Origin of the sequence: Stenotrophomonas maltophilia (assembly GCF_013464915.1) — a bacterium.
GTDB lineage: Bacteria > Pseudomonadota > Gammaproteobacteria > Xanthomonadales > Xanthomonadaceae > Stenotrophomonas > Stenotrophomonas maltophilia_AT.
Genome location: NZ_RAVT01000009.1, coordinates 16,310 through 33,248 on the forward strand (window position 1 = coordinate 16,310; position 16,939 = coordinate 33,248).

At 66.7% G+C, this 16,939-nt stretch carries 11 protein-coding genes and 4 tRNA genes; 10 read left to right on the forward strand and 5 right to left on the reverse strand.

Translation table 11 applies throughout. The features are described from left to right. Positions 1-146 precede the first annotated feature (146 nt). The 5 genes from D7T59_RS03210 to D7T59_RS03230 all read right to left on the reverse strand — a co-directional run bounded on the left by D7T59_RS03210 (position 147) and on the right by D7T59_RS03230 (position 11,030). The gene (locus tag D7T59_RS03210) at positions 147-788 is read right to left on the reverse strand and encodes a response regulator (protein ID WP_180850935.1); all 642 of its coding nucleotides are present in this window, start codon (positions 786-788) and stop codon (positions 147-149) included. Then, on the reverse strand, positions 785-4,012 hold the full coding sequence (locus D7T59_RS03215) for a hybrid sensor histidine kinase/response regulator (protein WP_180850934.1): 3,228 nt from the start codon (positions 4,010-4,012) through the stop codon (positions 785-787). Before D7T59_RS03215 ends, D7T59_RS03210 begins: the two co-directional genes overlap by 4 nt. A gap of 127 nt (positions 4,013-4,139) precedes the next feature. Next, complete coding sequence (locus tag D7T59_RS03220; protein WP_180850933.1) at positions 4,140-5,360, reverse strand: EAL domain-containing response regulator; 1,221 nt, start codon at positions 5,358-5,360, stop codon at positions 4,140-4,142. Then, positions 5,357-8,128 carry a response regulator gene (locus D7T59_RS03225; protein WP_180850932.1) on the reverse strand — a complete coding sequence of 924 codons (2,772 nt, stop codon included), beginning with the start codon at positions 8,126-8,128 and terminating at the stop codon, positions 5,357-5,359. Before D7T59_RS03225 ends, D7T59_RS03220 begins: the two co-directional genes overlap by 4 nt. Before the next feature lie 163 nt (positions 8,129-8,291). Next, on the reverse strand, positions 8,292-11,030 hold the full coding sequence (locus D7T59_RS03230; RefSeq protein WP_180850931.1) for a TonB-dependent receptor plug domain-containing protein: 2,739 nt from the start codon (positions 11,028-11,030) through the stop codon (positions 8,292-8,294). Between the two features lie 170 nt (positions 11,031-11,200). Here D7T59_RS03230 and D7T59_RS03235 point away from each other — a divergent pair, with 170 nt between their 5' ends. The 10 genes from D7T59_RS03235 (at position 11,201) to rplK (ending at position 16,938) form a co-directional block, all read left to right on the forward strand. Then, positions 11,201-12,220, forward strand: coding sequence for a cyanophycinase (locus D7T59_RS03235; protein ID WP_180850930.1), 1,020 nt, complete (start codon positions 11,201-11,203; stop codon positions 12,218-12,220). Between the two features lie 122 nt (positions 12,221-12,342). Next, positions 12,343-13,359, forward strand: a complete 1,017-nt coding sequence (locus D7T59_RS03240) for an isoaspartyl peptidase/L-asparaginase family protein (protein WP_180850929.1) — start codon at positions 12,343-12,345, stop codon at positions 13,357-13,359. Positions 13,360-13,496: 137 nt separating this feature from the next. Continuing rightward, positions 13,497-13,582: transfer RNA gene (locus D7T59_RS03245), tRNA-Tyr, on the forward strand. A gap of 24 nt (positions 13,583-13,606) precedes the next feature. After that, a tRNA-Gly gene (locus D7T59_RS03250) sits at positions 13,607-13,680 on the forward strand. Between the two features lie 49 nt (positions 13,681-13,729). Beyond that, positions 13,730-13,805 (forward strand) — tRNA-Thr (locus D7T59_RS03255). A 41-nt stretch (positions 13,806-13,846) separates the two neighbouring features. Next, a complete protein-coding gene (gene tuf, locus D7T59_RS03260) occupies positions 13,847-15,037 on the forward strand; it encodes an elongation factor Tu (RefSeq protein WP_004154360.1) in 1,191 nt (396 codons plus the stop codon). Between the two features lie 103 nt (positions 15,038-15,140). After that, positions 15,141-15,216: transfer RNA gene (locus D7T59_RS03265), tRNA-Trp, on the forward strand. Positions 15,217-15,265: 49 nt separating this feature from the next. Then, positions 15,266-15,679 (forward strand): preprotein translocase subunit SecE, encoded by a 414-nt coding sequence (secE, locus tag D7T59_RS03270; protein ID WP_005408202.1) that lies wholly within the window; start codon positions 15,266-15,268, stop codon positions 15,677-15,679. Between the two features lie 10 nt (positions 15,680-15,689). Then, positions 15,690-16,250 carry a transcription termination/antitermination protein NusG gene (nusG, locus tag D7T59_RS03275; RefSeq protein WP_004154362.1) on the forward strand — a complete coding sequence of 187 codons (561 nt, stop codon included), beginning with the start codon at positions 15,690-15,692 and terminating at the stop codon, positions 16,248-16,250. Positions 16,251-16,509: 259 nt separating this feature from the next. After that, the gene (rplK, locus tag D7T59_RS03280) at positions 16,510-16,938 is read left to right on the forward strand and encodes a 50S ribosomal protein L11 (RefSeq protein WP_004145248.1); all 429 of its coding nucleotides are present in this window, start codon (positions 16,510-16,512) and stop codon (positions 16,936-16,938) included. Position 16,939 lies beyond the last annotated feature (1 nt).

Here is a 16,939-nt window from a genome sequence, read left to right on the forward strand (position 1 = left end):
CCACGGTGATGCGGCAACAGCCGGCAGGCGCACCTTGGCGGGATGTCTCCAGCCTAGAAATCGGTACTGTCCGATGGAATCAGGCGTTTCCTAAAGCCATTGCAGGCCCCGTTGCGGGGCCGGCAGGGTTCAGCCGGGAGTGGGCCTCAGCCGAACAGCGAGGCCTGCAGGCAGTACTCGATCAGCGACTGGTCGCTGTCCACGCCGAGCTTGCGCATCGCGCTGATCTTCTGCGTGCTGACCGTCTTGGCGCTGCGCTGCAGCTGGCGTGCGATGTCGCCCACGCTCATGCCACTGGTGAACAGACGGATCACCTCCAGCTCGCGCGGCGACAGGCGCGCACGGACTGCATCGGCATCGGCCGGTTCGCTCGCGGCTACCGGCAGCAGTCCCGGGGGGCGGTAGACGCGGTCGGCCAGCACCACGCGCAGGGCCTGTACCAGGCTGCCCAATCCATGGCTCTTGAGCACCACGCCGCCCGCGCCGGCGGCATACATCGCCGCAACCAACGACGGATTGGACACCATCGTCAGCACCAGCAGGCGCGTCTCCGGGAAGCTGCGGCGCAGGAACGAGATCAGCTTGATGCCGTCCCCGAAGCGATCGCCCCCCGGCATGCTGTAGTCGGTGATCACCGCCTGTGGCCGGGTCCGGGTCATCAGCTCGATCAGCGTAGCCGGATCGGCCGCTTCGCCCACGATGTCCAGGTCCAGTTCCCCGGCCAGTACGTCGCGGATGCCGGCAAGCACGATCGGGTGGTCGTCGGCGATGAGGATCCGTGTGGTCATGGCAGGGTCGGGTCGTCAGGAAGGGAAGGAGGTGCAGTGTCGAGCAGCGGATGCAGCAGCTGTTCAAGGCGCCCCTGGAACCCCGCAAGCGCGGCCGCCTGGATGGCCAGGTCATCGCCGTCGGCAAGGCACTGTTCGATCTGCAGGCCGCTGTCTACCAATGCAGGTGCACCGACGATCACCAGCGCGCCGCGGATGCGGTGCAGAACCTGCGCCACGCGGGCGGTATCGGCAGCGGCGATCGCCTGGCGCAGGCTGTCCAGGTCGGCCTGCATGGTCTGTAGGAACAGCGACTGCATCTTCGCCGGAACCTGCAGCGGGGGATCCTTGCCGTGCGACGCGGTCGAGGCAGGGCGCTCCTGCATCACAGGGACCGGCGCATCGCCGTCGGTGATCCGGGTCAGCAGGCGCTGCAGGGCTTCCAGCGTGATCGGCTTGACCAGCACGCCCTGCATGCCGGATTCCTGGCAGCGTTGGCGTTCGGCCGGGTCGGCATTGGCGGTGGCGCCATGGATCGGTACGCTGACACCACGTGCCCGCAAGGCGCGGGCCAGGCCGTAGCCGTCCAGCCCGGGCATGTTCAGGTCGGTCAGCACCAGCGCGAACGCTCCCTGTTGCCAGTAGCCCAGCGCTTCATTGCCATCGCTGGCGACCACGGCGCGGCAGCCGAGCTGTTCCAGCTGGTCGCGCAGGATCGCCTGGTTGATCGGGTTGTCCTCGGCGACCAGCACCTGCAGGCCGAAATGGCGCGTCGCCGGCAGGCGCCCTTCGGCGCTGGCGGCCAACGGCTGGCCGCTGGCAGCGGCCAGGGCGAGCACGATCGCGTCGAACCGATGCAGGCCGACCTGCCAGGCGCCATCGACCTGCCGTGGCCGCACGCCGCCTTCGCGGCAGGCCACCACACGCGGTGCACCGGCCCATGCGGGCAGCGAGTCGTCCAGGACCAGCTCGAGCAGCATGGCGGACGATGGCAGGCCTGCTGCGCCGTCCTCCCGGTACACGCTGGCCTGTGCACCGCGCTGCTGCAGGCGCTCGCACAGCGATTGCACCAGTTCGCGCACGCTGCCCCGCACCTGTACCTGCAGGCCGGCGGGTAGTTGCGGCGGGGGCGACTGCTGTGGATCCGGTGGTGCCGATGGCAGCGGCAGTTCGACACTGAAACTGCTGCCCAGACCGCTCTCGCTGACCACGCGCAGCTGCCCCGCCATCAACGCCACAAGGTGCGCGCAGATGGCCAGGCCCAGGCCGGTGCCACGCATCGCATCGGTGCCCGGGTTGGCCTGGAAGAACGGCTCGAACAGGTGCGCCTGGTGCTCGCTGGCAATGCCGATGCCGGTGTCCGTCACCTGCCACTGGATCCAGCAGGAATCGTCCTGCAAGCGCGTGGATACCCGTACCACTACGCGCCCGCTGTCGGTGAACTTCAGCGCATTGCTGATCAGGTTGTTGAGCACCTGACGGATCCGTGCCGCATCGCCACAGACCGTGTCCGGCACGTCGGCATCGATGCAGGCATAGAACTGGAGGTTCTTGCCGGCCGCCGCAGCGGCATACGAATCCATTGCATCCTCGGTCAGCCGTACCGGATCGAACGGGCTGGGCTCCAGGCTCAACTGCCTGGCCTCGGCCTTGCTGACATCAAGGATGTCGCTGATCAGCTGCATCAAGGTCGACGAGGAGCGCTGTATGGTGGCCAGGTAATCCTGTTGCTTCGCATCCAGCGGCGTCAGTCCCAGCAGTTCAAGCGTGCCGAGCACGCCGTACAGCGGGGTGCGGATCTCATGGCTCATGGTGGCCAGGAACTGGCTCTTGGCGCGGTTGGCCTGGTCGGCGGCGCGGCGCGCCTGCTGCAGGACCTGCTCGGCTTCATGCTGGGTGCTGAGATCGATGAACAGGCACAACACGGCGGGTTCGCCGCGGTAGCGTGCCGGCGTGGCAGTGACCAGCAGATGGCGGTCCTCCGGCGTGGTGTAGGCCAGGCCGTCGCCGAGCGTGGTGCCTCCGGCCGTCAGTACACTGCGCCGCCACGGGCCGTGCCAGCCGCCCGCGTGGTGGTCTTCGCCCAGCCAGCGACGGGCGAGGGCGTTGTCCAGCAGCACCGTGCCGTCACTGCGCCGCAGCAGGCACAGCCCGATCGGTGCGTTGTCCAGGATCGTGCGGCTGAAGGCTTCGCTTTCCAGCAGGCGCGCGTGGTTGCTGCGCAGTGGCTCGATGACCGAACGCCGGTACGCGCGCAGCACCAGCGTGCCACCCAGTGCCAACAGCAGGGCCACTACCGTCGCGCCCAGCAACGGCCCCTGCGGGTGCTGGAACACCTGCCGCCAGCCGACGTGGTAGACCGCCAGCCAGCCGCGCTCGCTGCGCATGCGGAACTGCATGCCATCAAGGCCGGCCTGCCAGGAGGTACCGGCGTCGCTGGCATCGGCCGCATCGCCCAGCAGGCGTTGGCCATTGGCATCGAACAGCGACAACCGCTGGAAAACCGGGACACCCAGCACCTGCCGGTAATCATCAACACGTGCCGGGTCGAGCAGGCACGCCAGGGCGGCCAGCGAGCCATCGCTGGGCTCGCCCCACAGGCGCGCGTCCTGTGGTGCATGTGCAATCGCCAGCAGACGGGTCTGGCCATCGCGCCAGGGCACGTCAACCCAGATGATCCCACCGCGCTGCAGGGCTGGCTGCGTGGCCAGCACCCGGTGGATGTCGCTGATCGCCGGGCGCAGGTGGTGCGGGCTGTTCTGGCTGGCGTCTGCGCCGGTCATCTGCACCGGCGCCAGCAGGCCGCGCGTGCCCTGGCCATCGACCAGCAGGCACTGCGGTGGTGGGAAATGCGAGGCCGACCAGAAGGTGCCGTAGAAGCGCAGGAAACGATCCCCCAGTTCGGTTGGCGGTATCGCTTGGTTGTCGGTGTTCTCCACCAGCGCGAAGTTGGCGAACATCGGGCCACGCTGCAGTTCCACGCTGGCATCCGGAACCGGCTGGCCGCGTGCGCCGACATCATGCAGCCGCCACTGGCGCAGGAAGCGCTCCTGTTCGCGCAGCGTGCCGTCGAGGCGGCGGAAGTGGTACTCGATCTTCCTGCGCTCTTCGTTCAACAGCTGCGTGCCGCTGGACAGCAGCACGCCGGCCTGCAGTGTTGCCAGCACGACCACGCCGATCAGCAGGGCATGGACGCGCAGGGAGCGGCGGGCAAGTCGGCGTACAGGAGCGGCCTCGGCCGGCATGGCGGGTCTCGGAGCAGGGAGCGGTCAGCGGCACCATGGGCAGCAACGGATGGAGGTCCGCCGCCGCTGCACAGACAGGATCGTCAATGCCACTTGATGATTTCGTGAAGTCGCCGTGGAATTCGTGTCAGCGCAGGGCGGCTCGCGGCGACTCGTCCAACTGGGGCGCTTCCTCGTCCAGCAGGCGGGTGAACTCATCCGACGGCAGCGCCTGCGAGATCAGGAAGCCCTGCACCTGGCTGCACCCCAGCTGCCGCAGTGCAGCCAGGTCGGCATCGCTTTCCACGCCTTCTGCCACGATGGTCAGGCCCAGCTGGTTGGCCAGTGCGATCACCGTCGACAGGGTCAGGTGCAGCGCCGGGTCGCGGGCACAGCCGCTGACCAGAGCGCGGTCGATCTTGACCTCGGTGAAGGGGGTATTGACCAGGTTGTGGACCGAACTCAGGCCCTGCCCGAAATCATCCTGGGCCAGGCCGAAGCCCTTCATGCGCAGGCGGCAGGCGCCGGCATAGAAGTCGCTGACGTGCCGCGTGGTGCTGTTTTCCATCAGTTCGAAGCACAATTCGCCGGGCGTACCGCCGTTGGCCAGGGTCAGTGCCAGCAGCTCGTCAGGCAGGTCGGACTGCTCCAGCAGATGCGGCGGCAGATTGATCGATACCGGTACCCGGAAGCCTTGTTTGCGCCAGCGTGCCTGTGCGTTGATGCTGGCCTTGAGCATCATCCGCAGCAGATCGCCCTCCAGCCCGTAGCGGCAGATTGCCGGCAGGAAGCTTCCCGCGGCCAGCGTGCCCAGCTGCGGATGGCGCCAGCGCACCAGTGCCTCGGCTGCCACGATCCGTCCAGACTGCAGTGACTTCTTCGGTTGGAACCAGGCTGTCAGGCTGCCATCGGCCATGGCCTGGCGCAGCTGCGAAGCATCCGGTTCGGGCGCGGCTGCGGCGCGCGCGCGGGCCTCGCCGGCAGCCGGACGCGCCTGCGCCAGGGCCTCGAACAGGGCATCCACATCGGCTGCCGCCACCGGCTTGGGCAGCAGGCCGATCACATCCAGCCCCAGCGATTCGGCCATCAGCCGTGCCGAGGTCATCATCCGGCGCGGCGCGGCGCTGACCACCGCAAGGCGGGGCGGGCGCGGCTGTACCGCCAGCGCCTGGATGAACTGGATGCCGTCCTGCCCAGGCATCAGCAGGTCGCTGACCACCAGGTCGTAGGCCTGGCACGCACATAGCGCGATGGCCGCATCCACGTCCTCGCAGGCATCGACCTGCACGCCGGCGTGGCTGCCGAACAGGTTGGCCAGGAAGCCACGCTGGAAGGGCTGGTCTTCCAGGATCAGGACACGCTGGGTCATGCGGGGTCTCCTTGGCGCAGGGCGTTGAGTGCCTTGCGCAGGCGTGCGATGTCGATGGGTTTGCTCAGGTAGCCCTGCATGCCACTGGCCAGGCAGCGCTCGCGCTCCTCGGCGGTGGCATTGGCGGTGGCGCCGATCACCGGCACCGGGTTGCCGTCATCGCGCAGCTGGCGGGCCAGCGCGTGGCCGTCCATGCGCGGCATGTTGATGTCGGTCACCACCAGGTCGAAAGACTGCTCGCGGCATCGCTGCAGGGCTTCCACGCCGTCCTGTGCCAGCTCCACCTCGCAGCCGAGGGTGCGCAGCTGCTCCGCCAGGATCACCCGGTTGATCGGATTGTCTTCGACGGCCAGCACGTGCAGGCCCAGCGGCATCGGCGTTGCCGCGCGCGATGCCTCCGGCAGCGCCGCACGTTGCTGCTGCAGGTTGGCCAATGCATTGCCGATCGCGGTCATCCCGTGCAGGGTCACCACCAGGCTGCCATCAGCGGCGAGGATGGGCTGGTCACCGCCGTCGATCGATGCCACCACGCGGGGGCCTGCCCAGGCCAACGGCATGCCGGCCTCGCCGTCCATCAGGATCGCGCCGTCATGGTCCAGCAGTGCAGGGTCGCCCTGCAGGGGCTGCGCGTTGGCGCCCCAGCGACGCAGCCAGCCGCAGGCACTGTCGACCAGTTCGCGATCACGGCCACGCACCAGGATCGGTGGCTCCGGCTGCAGGGTCGGGCCATCCTCGGCGGCGGCGAGCACCGGCAAGGGCAGGCGCACGCTGAAGCTGCTGCCCAGGCCGGGCTCGCTCACCACCTGCAGCTCGCCGCTCATCAGGCGCACCAGGCGGTCGCTGATGGAGAGGCCCAGCCCGGTGCCCTGCGCACTGGCCGCGCCACGGACCTGGCGGAACGGTTCGAACAACCGCGCCTGTTCCTCCGCAGCGATGCCCACGCCGGTATCGGTCACCTGCCAGGCCAGCACGCTCGATTCACCTTCGCGCTGCACCTGGCGCACGCGCAGCACCACCCGGCCATGCTCGGTGAACTTGATCGCGTTGCTGAGCAGGTTGCCCAGCACCTGGCGGATGCGGTCGGCATCACCGAGCACCCGCGTTGGCAGGCGTGGGTCGGTACAGACCAGGATCTGCAGGCCCTTGCAGGTGGCCGACGCGGCGAAGCTGCGCAGCACGCTCTCGGTCAGCTCGCGCGGCGAGAACGCCGCCGGCTCCAGGCTGAGCTGCCCGGACTCGATCTTGGAAACATCCAGCACATCGCTGATCAACTGCAGCAGGACCGACGAGGAACTCTCGATGGTGCGCAGGTACTGCGACTGCCGGGCGTCCAGCGAGGTGTGCCCGAGCAGCTCCAGCGTGCCCAGCACGCCGTAGAGCGGAGTACGGATTTCATGGCTCATCGTGGCAAGGAATGCGCTCTTGGCCTGGTTGGCCGCATCGGCGGCCTGGCGTGCCGACGACAGCGCGGCCTGTGCCTGGCGGTGCCGGGAAATGTCATGGAACACGCACAGCAGCACGTCATCGCCCTGGTAGCGGCAGGCCGCGTGCAGCACCTGCAGCTGACGACCATCGCGGGTGGTGAATTCCAGCCCGCGTCCGCGCTCGCCGGCATGTCCGCGCCATGGCGCCTGCCAGTCGCTGTGTTCGCCTTCTTCGCCAAGCCAGTCGCGCAGCAGCTGGTTGGAGAGCAGCAGCGCGCGGTCGCTGCGGCGCAGGACGCAGATGCCGACCGGCGCCATGTCGATCACCGTCGAACTGAAATCCAGGTTCTCCAGCAGCCGACGGTGTTGCTGCAGGGCCGGCTGGATCAGCTGGAGGTCCACGCGATGCCGCAGCAGGCGCAGCGCGAGGCCGGCCAGCAGCAGCAACAGCACGCCGATCAGCAGGGGCACCGCCAGGTCGCCCAGCAGCAGCCGTGGCGGCAGGTGGTAGACCAACCGCCAGCCATCATTGCCAACCCCCTTCACCAGCGCTACGCCGCGCGGAAGCCCGCCGCTCCACAACGTGCCGAAGCTGTCGTCCTGGCGCTCCCGCAGAGTCTTCCAGCCGGCACCATCCAGCCGCGGCGCCTGGCTCGACAATGCCGGCTGCCCCGCACGGTCGAGCAGTGCATAGCCGCCGATGCCCTGGCCGTCGATCATGCTCGCCGCCGCCGCGCCATCGAGCAGCAGCATCAGCCACTGCGTCGGATGGGGGCCTGCCTTTACCGGCTGGGCCAATGCAACGCCACTGTCACCTGGGCGCAGCCAGTACACCGGGTCGGCCCCCTCCACGCCGCCGTTGCGCGCCTGCAGCACGCGCAGCGATGGCAGGCGCGCCAGGTCGACATCGACCTCGCCACCGGCCAGCCAATGCGCGCCCCGCGCATCGACCAGCAGCAGGTGCGTCTGCAGCGCCTGCAGCGTGTGCTCGGCGCGCGCTGACAACAGCAGCCGCTGGCCCGGTTGGCCGCCAGCACCGTCCAGCGGCACCTGCCGCATCCCTTCACTGTCCGCCGCAGGTGCATCCGGGTTGCCCGTCACCACCGAATCGCCCAGGTAGCGCAGCAGGGCTTCGCGCTGGTCGAAATAGATCTGTGCCCTGTAGGCCGCTGCATTCATCTCGCGGCGATGGGTCGAGATGTCTTCGGTGAATGCCGTGAGCAGGTAGAAGCCGGCCGCGGCGGCCAGGCAGATGAAGACGCACACGGTCAGGCAGCGCAGCAGCACCGACGCGGTGGTCGGTGGCACGGCCTGCTGCAGCGAGGGGCGGGGGAAGCGGAACATGCAACATGCTAGGAGGCGGCGCGGATGGCGCGGAATCAGCCGTTTCCTAAAAAGCCGCCGCGGGCCGGGCAGGCCGCAGCCCCTGCCTGGAAACCGTTCAGGCGGCGGAAAAAAGAACCCCCGCCGAAGCGGGGGGGCTCCTGTATCGGCGTTGGCCGGGCGCTTACAGCGCGCTGCCGCCGAACTTGTGGGTGTACTGCAGGTTGATCGTGCGGCCGACGCTGTCGAACCAGGACACGTCGTAGTACGGGTACGCGGTGTAGGTGGCGTCCTTCGGCGGCATCTTGTTGAACACGTTGACCACCGACAGCGACAGGCGCGAATGGTCGTCGAAGCGGTACTGCACCGACGCGTTGTAGCGGTACGTCGCCTTCACGTATGGGCTGTCACCGCTTTCCCAGTCGAACGACTGGTCGTAGTTGTCCGAGGTAGGCAGCTTGCCCAGGCGCGAACCGTAGACCGTGGCCGACCACGAGTCCTTCTCCCAGGTCACGCTCAGGCTGGTCTTGGTGCGCGGGATGTCGAATCCGCTGTTGACCGCGAACTGGTCCAGGGTCGGATCGCCGGGGTAGCGCTGGAAATCGTGCTTCTTCACCCAGGTGTGGGTGCCATTGAGGATGAAGTCGCCGATGACGGTCTGCAGGCGGTAGCGCAGGCCGACGTCGATGCCGGAGGTGGACTCGCGGGCGACGTTGATCGGGGCCACGCGCACGCCATACAGGCGGCCATCGCTGGTGCGGGTGATGCGGTCGAGCGCATCCACGCAGGTCGGCGAGCTGATGTCGGCAGTGCCGAGCCGGCAGTTCGCTTCGTTGGCCAGGATGGTGCGCACGTCCATGTCCTGCACCTGCTTGCGCATGTCGATGTCGAACCAGTCCACCGACAGGTCCAGGCCGATCGCCGGCGACCAGACGAAGCCGGCGCTCCACGAGGTGCTGGTTTCCGGGTCGAGCTGGCGGTTGCCGGTGCGGCTGCGGATCAGGTTGCGTTCGTAGTCGGAGCAGTCGCTGGCGCCGTCGGCACGGCAGCTGTACAGGTCCTCGGCGGTGGTCTCGTCGTTGCCCGGGCCGGCGAACACGTAGTGCAGGTCCGGCGCACGGAACGCGGTGCCATACGAACCACGTACCAGCAGGGTGTCGATCGGGCGCCATTCCAGGCCGCCGCTCCAGGTCGCCTTGCCGATGGTGTGGCCCGAATAGCGATACTGGTCGTAGCGGCCGGCCACGCTCAGGTTGACCGTCTCGTGCAGCGGCATGCGCAGCTCGGCGGCGGTCGCCCAGCGGTTGCGCGAGCCCTGGCCGTCCGAATCCTTCCAGCTGTAGTAGTAGTACTGGGTGGCCAGCGGATCGGGATTCAGCGCGTAGGCCTGCTGGCCCACTTCCACGGTCGCGGCGAAACCGGCATCACCGCCCGGCAGGCCGAACAGCGCCGGGTTGGTCAGGGTGAACGCTGCCGTCTCGGTGCGCGACTTCGGCGAATAGGTGGTGCGTGCGGCAATCGAATCGTACTCGGCGCGGGTCAGCGGCCGGTACAGCCGCGACGGGTCTGCGTTGTAGATCGGGAAGCCATCATCATCCACGCCCAGCTGCGGACCCAGGAACAGGTCATTGGCCTTGGCGGCGATGATCTGCGCCCAGCTGATCCGCGACTGGTACTGCGAGTGGCTCAGCGCCGCTTCGTAGTCCCAGTTGCCAATCAGGTTGCCCTTGAAGCCGGTGGTCACGCTGAAGGTCTTCTGCGTGCTGCGCACCATGGCGTTGCGCAGGCCGCCCATTTCCTCGGGCGAGAACTGGCGCTGCCAGAACTCGATCTCGCCGGTGGCCTGGTTGTTGAAATAGCCCGACTCATCGCCGCTGGCATCCATCCGGCCCCACTTGGTGACATCGCGCATCAGCGACATCGTGTGGTAGCCCAGCTGCACATCGGCAAACCACTGCTGTCCATTGTCGAAGTCGTAGCTCAGCGATGCGTAGCCGTTGGCACCACGGCGCTTGCTGAGGATGGTGCCGTAGCCGATAGAGCTGTCGCTGCCGCAGTAGTAGCCGTACTTCGGGCGGTAGGCGCGGTAGGTGCTGCCCTGGTTCTGCCCGGCCAGCGCTTCGCAGGTGGCGGCACCCGGGTCCAGGTAGTTGTCGTCGTAGTCGGTGCGCAGGTAGGCGCGGCGCGCGATGCGCGAGCCCTCGGTGGGGCCGTCCTGGGTCGAATCCTGGATGTCGCGCTCATAGGCCCACAGCGGGGTCTGCGACTGCAGCTCGACGCTGTACACGGCGTTGAAGTTGCCGCGGCTGAAGCCGCTGGCCAGGCTCATGTCGAACGACTCGCCACCGCCTTCGCTGGTGGTGCCCATGCGCATGTCGATCGTGGTGCCGTCGGCCTTCTTCTTCAGGATGAAGTTGACCACGCCGGCGATCGCGTCCGAGCCGTAGATGGCCGAGGCGCTGCCGGTCAGCACTTCGATGCGCTCGATCATGCCCAGCGGGATGTTGGAGACGTCGGTGAAGTTGCTGCGGCCCTTGAACGGCATCGGGAAGTCGGCGATGCGGCGGCCGTTGACCAGTACCAGTGTGTGGTTCGGGCCCAGGCCGCGCAGGTCCACCTGCTGGGCGCCCGGCGAGAAGTCGGCGCCACTGGAGGACTGCTGGCTCTGCGTCTCACCGCCGTTCTGGGTCATCGCGCGCAGCACGTCCGGCACGGTGGTGAAGCCGCTGGAGCGGATCTGCTCGGCGCTGATCACCGTGATCGGGGCGGGGCCTTCCACCTGGGCGCGCGGAATGCGCGAACCGGTGACCTGCACCGCGTCCAGTTGTTGAACCGAAGAGGAAGCCGGAGCCTGGGCCGCCGCGGAAGCAGCCACGCCCATCAACGCCAGCTGGATCGACCACGCCATCGCCTTTCTACGCATGAGGAATTCTCGGAAGTGAAGCCGGCCCGCGGAGGAGGGGCCATGTCCCCCATTCAGATTTCCGGAATGGGCGCGCGCATTTAACGCCTTTTTTATGTCCTTGACTACTGGGTCTCTATCTGGCAAAGAGTGAAAACGCTTGCAAGTCGATTTTGTTCAGGGAGATCAAGATGCGACGCCCCCATAGCCCCCTGCGCGGACGCTTCCTCTGGCTGGCACTGCTGGTCCTGGCCTGGCCCCTCGCAGCCCTTGCCGAGGATCTGCAGGGGCCTGGATTTGCCTATTACGAAACGGGTGACCTGGAGGCGCCGAGGCCCGGTCCACGCGCACCGGCGATGATGCTGATGGGCGGCGGCGAATGGGTGCCCGAAGCCTTCCAATGGTGGCTCAGGCAGGCCGGCAACGGCCGCGTGCTGATCCTTCGCGCCTCCGGCAGCGATGAGCTGCAGGACCGGCTCTATCGCGAGATCGGTGGGGCCACCGCGGTGCAGACCCTGGTCTTCGACAGCCGCCGCGGCGCGGACGATCCCGCCGTGCTGCGCGTGGTTGCAGCGGCCGATGCCATCTTCATCGCCGGCGGCGACCAGTCGCGCTACATCCGTTTCTGGAAGGGCACCGCGCTCAACCGCGCGCTCAATGCACATGTGCGTGCCGGCAAGCCGATTGCCGGTACCAGCGCCGGACTGGCGATCCTCGGTGGCTATGCCTACGGCGCGATGGATGGTGGCAGCATCACCTCGGCCGGAGCCCTGGCCGACCCGATGGGCAGCGCGGTGACCATGGACAGCGGCTTCCTGCAGATGCCCTACCTGCAGCGCGTCGTCACCGACACCCACTTCGACAAGCGCGACCGGCTCGGTCGCCTGATCGTGTTCGTGGCGCGCGCCGCACAGGACAGTGGCGACCCCGATATCGTCGGCATCGGGGTCGACGAGGACACCGCCCTCTGCGTCGAACCGGATGGCCAGGCCCAGGTCTACAGTGCCGACGGCGAAGGCAAGGTCTGGGTGGTCAGCCCAGGGCGTGATGCGGACCGCCTGGTCGAAGGTGAGCCGTTGCGCTTCCATGCAGTGCCGGTGACGGTGGTCGCCAGTGGCAGCCGCATGCGCCTGGACGATTTCCAGGCCGAGGCCGATTACCAGGCCGTGGCCGACGTCAGCGACGGCGAGATTGAAGTCGTCCGTCAATGATCGTCCTTCCCGGTAGTGCCGGCCGCTGGCCGGCAACTCGCCTTCCCTGATGCGACCGGTGCCGGCCAGCGGCCGGCACTACCCGTGCTAATCCTTCACTACACCTGCTGGAGACGTACCCGATGAAACTGCGCCTGGCGCTGTCCGCGCTGCTGTCCCTGCCGTTGCTCGCCCAGGCCGCACCGGCCGCCTCGCCGCTGCTGGTCATCCACGGCGGCGCCGGCGTCGAGCGCAAGGACCTGTCAGCGGCCGAAGAGAAGGCGGCACGTGACGCGCTGCGGGCGGCACTGCTGAAGGGCCATGCCGAACTGGCCGCGGGTCGCCCGGCGCTGGCGGCGGTCACCGCGGCGATCACCGTGTTGGAGGACGATCCCACCTTCAATGCCGGCAAGGGGGCGGTGTTCACCCACGACGGCCGCAACGAGCTGGATGCGGCGGTGATGGATGGCGCCACCCAGGCTGCGGGCGCGGTGGCCGGCGTGCAGCGGGTGCGCAACCCGATCCTGCTGGCGCAGACCGTGATGCAGAAATCCCGGCACGTGATGATGGTCGGGCAGGGCGCCGAAGCCTTCGCGGTGGAGCAGGGCATCACCCTGGTTGATCCGTCGTACTTCCGCACCGACAAGCGCTGGCAGCAGCTGCAGCGCGCGCTGGAGGAAGAGGCCAGCGGCCAGGCGCATGCCGACCTGGAGACCGCAAAGCACTTCGGTACCGTGGGTGCGGTCGCATTGGACGCGCAGGGGCATCTCGCGGCGGGCACCTCCACCGGTGGCATGACCAACAAGCGCTACGGCCGTGTGGGTGATTCGCCGATCATCGGCGCCGGTACCTGGGCTGACGCGCGCTGCGCGGTGTCCGGCACCGGCTGGGGGGAGTACTACATCCGCAGCGCCGCCGCGCACGAGATCTGCGCGCGCATGCGTTACCAGGGGCAGAGCCCGGAGCAGGCCGGCAAGGGCGTGATCAACGAGACGATTCCGCAGATGGGCGGCGATGGCGGTGCGATCGTGCTCGCCGCAGACGGAAAAATGGCCACGCCGTTCAACACCCAGGGCATGTATCGGGGCTGGATCGGCGCCGACGGTGTCCCTCATGTCGCAATTTTCGCCAGCGAGACCCTGCCGGTCCCCGGGCAATAACCTTGCGTATCAATGGGTTTGCGACAACGTGTGAAAAAGATGGAAAAAAGCGTTGACAGGCCCCCGTCCCATCAGCAGAATAAGCGGCTCACCACCACACACCGCGACGCTTCGGCGGCAACGGGATGGGGTGGTAAGGAGGGATACCCAAGCGGCCAACGGGGGCAGACTGTAAATCTGCTGGCTTACGCCTTCGGTGGTTCGAATCCACCTCCCTCCACCAGTTTCACGTTGTGACATTCCCGGCGCGGGAGTAGTTCAATGGTAGAACCTCAGCCTTCCAAGCTGATGGTGCGGGTTCGATTCCCGTCTCCCGCTCCATTGAATGAACTTTGAATATTATCGAGTTCATGTCATAATGCAAAACTCGGCTCACGTAGCTCAGTCGGTAGAGCACTTCCTTGGTAAGGAAGAGGTCGAAGGTTCGATTCCTTTCGTGAGCACCATCTTAAGCATCACCTCTCAGACGAATTCGAGATAAGCAGCCATGGCCAAGGGTAAGTTCGAGCGCACCAAGCCGCACGTCAACGTCGGCACCATCGGTCACGTCGACCACGGCAAGACCACGCTGACCGCCGCACTGACCAAGATCGGTGCCGAGCGCTTCGGTGGCGAGTTCAAGGAYTACTCCTCGATCGACGCCGCTCCGGAAGAAAAGGCTCGTGGCATCACGATCTCGACCGCGCACGTCGAATACGAATCCCCGGTCCGTCACTACGCCCACGTCGATTGCCCGGGCCATGCTGACTACGTCAAGAACATGATCACCGGTGCCGCCCAGATGGACGGCGCGATCCTGGTGTGCTCGGCCGCTGACGGCCCGATGCCGCAGACCCGCGAGCACATCCTGCTGTCGCGTCAGGTCGGCGTGCCGTACATCGTCGTGTTCCTGAACAAGGCCGACATGGTTGACGACGCCGAGCTGCTCGAGCTGGTCGAGATGGAAGTGCGCGAGCTGCTGAGCAAGTACGACTTCCCGGGCGACGACACCCCGATCATCGCCGGTTCGGCCCGTCTGGCGCTGGAAGGCGACCAGAGCGACATCGGCGTGCCGGCCATCCTGAAGCTGGTCGACGCCCTGGACAGCTGGATCCCGGAGCCGGAGCGTGCGATCGACAAGCCGTTCCTGATGCCGGTGGAAGACGTGTTCTCGATCTCGGGCCGCGGMACCGTGGTGACCGGTCGTATCGAGCGCGGCGTGATCAAGGTTGGCGACGAAATCGAAATCGTCGGCATCCGTCCGGTGCAGAAGACCACCGTGACCGGCGTTGAAATGTTCCGCAAGCTGCTGGACCAGGGTCAGGCAGGCGACAACGCTGGCCTGCTGCTGCGCGGCACCAAGCGTGACGACGTCGAGCGTGGCCAGGTCCTGGCCAAGCCGGGTTCGATCAAGCCGCACACCAAGTTCGAAGGCGAAGTCTACGTCCTGTCGAAGGACGAGGGCGGCCGTCACACCCCGTTCTTCAACGGCTACCGTCCGCAGTTCTACTTCCGCACCACCGACATCACCGGCGCAGCTGCTCTGCCGGAAGGCGTCGAAATGGTGATGCCGGGTGACAACGTCAAGATGGTCGTCACCCTGATCAACCCGGTGGCAATGGACGAAGGCCTGCGCTTCGCCATCCGCGAAGGCGGCCGTACCGTCGGCGCCGGCGTGGTCTCGAAGATCATCGAGTAAGCCTGCAGTACCGGTGGTTGCATAGCGCCGCCGGTTACGCGAATGGCGGGCCGGGAACCTCGGTCCGCCTTCGCCGTCTAAGGGAAGGCAAGTTTCAAAACGTACGCCAGTAGCTCAATTGGCAGAGCAGCGGTCTCCAAAACCGCAGGTTGGGGGTTCGAGTCCCTCCTGGCGTGCCATCTGCCCACCTTATCCAGCGGCCTGGGCCGCTAAAGCAGACACAGCCTGATGAATAGCAAGATCGAACACTCCAAGGACAACTCCGCCAACGGTGGGGATATCGTCAAGTATGTCGCCGCATCGCTGCTGGTGCTGGCCGGTCTGTTCGTCTGGTTCTGGTTCTCCGCCGACTCCGGTCGCGCAACCCAGCTGGGTGCGTGGGCGGGTCAGCTGCGTGCGTTGGCGGTCGTGGTCGGTCTGGTTGGCGGTATCGGCGTGTTCATGCTGACCGGCAAGGGGCGCGACACCCGCGAATTCCTCTCCGAGTCGCGCTTCGAACTGCGCAAGGTGGTCTGGCCGACGCGCCAGGAAGCCATCCGCATGACCTGGGTCGTGATGGTGGTGGTGACCATTCTCAGTCTGTTGCTGGGTGGGTTCGATTACGTCATTCAGTGGCTGGTTCAGTTGTTCCTGAGCCGCTAAGGAGAATTGCATGAAGCGTTGGTACGTCGTTCACGCCTATTCGGGCTTCGAGAAGTCGGTGGCGCAGGCTCTGCGCGATCGCATCGTCCGTGACGGCATGGAAGAGCGCTTCGGCGATGTCCTGGTCCCGACCGAAGAAGTGGTCGAGATGCGCGCTGGCCAGAAGCGCCGTTCCGAGCGCAAGTTCTTCCCGGGTTACGTGCTGGTCCAGATCGAGACCCACGAAGAAGCCGGTATCCCGCGCATCGACAACGAAAGCTGGCACCTGGTCAAGGAAACCCCGCGCGTGATGGGCTTCATCGGCGGCACCGCCGACCGCCCGTTGCCGATCGCCGATTCCGAGGCCGAGGCCATCCTGAACCGCGTTCAGGAAGGTGTCGAGAAGCCGCGCCCGAAGGTGCTGTTCGAGCCGGGCCAGATGGTCCGTGTCACCGATGGCCCGTTCAACGATTTCAATGGCGTCGTCGAAGAAGTCAACTACGAGAAGAGCCGCCTGCGCGTCTCGGTGCTGATCTTCGGTCGTGCCACCCCGGTCGAGCTCGAGTTCGGCCAGGTCGAAAAGGCCGTCTGATCGGCTGCAGGGTCGAGCAGGCTCGACCGCTACAGAACCAGGAACCGGGCGCTGCCCGGTTTCGTTCGTTTATGTGCCGCTTCAGGCATGTGAAGAAAAAACCTGATATAGTGCGCGGCTCCCCGCTGGGAAGCCAGCAGGACGAGGCCGCCGCAAGGTGGCCTTCAGCATGATTTCAAAACGCGATGCCGGGACGCGTGATTCCCGGTCCGATGGGGAGCCTGTTGTCGAAAGGCGCTAGCACCCGGAGAGCATACTCATGGCAAAGAAAGTTGTCGGTTACATCAAGCTGCAGGTGAAGGCCGGTCAGGCCAACCCCTCGCCGCCGGTCGGTCCTGCGCTGGGTCAGCGCGGCCTGAACATCATGGAATTCTGCAAGGCGTTCAACGCTGCCACGCAGAAGCTCGAGCCGGGTCTGCCGGTTCCGGTGATCATCACGGCCTACTCGGACCGTACGTTCACCTTCATCACCAAGAGCACCCCGGCCACCACCCTGCTGAAGAAGGCCGCTGGCATCTCGTCGGGCTCCAAGCGCCCGAACACCGAGAAGGTCGGCAAGGTCACCCGTAAGCAGCTGGAAGAGATCGCCAAGGCGAAGGAACCGGATCTGACTGCCGCCGATCTGGACGCCGCCGTGCGTACCATCGCTGGCTCTGCCCGTTCCATGGGCCTCGTGGTGGAGGGTTAAT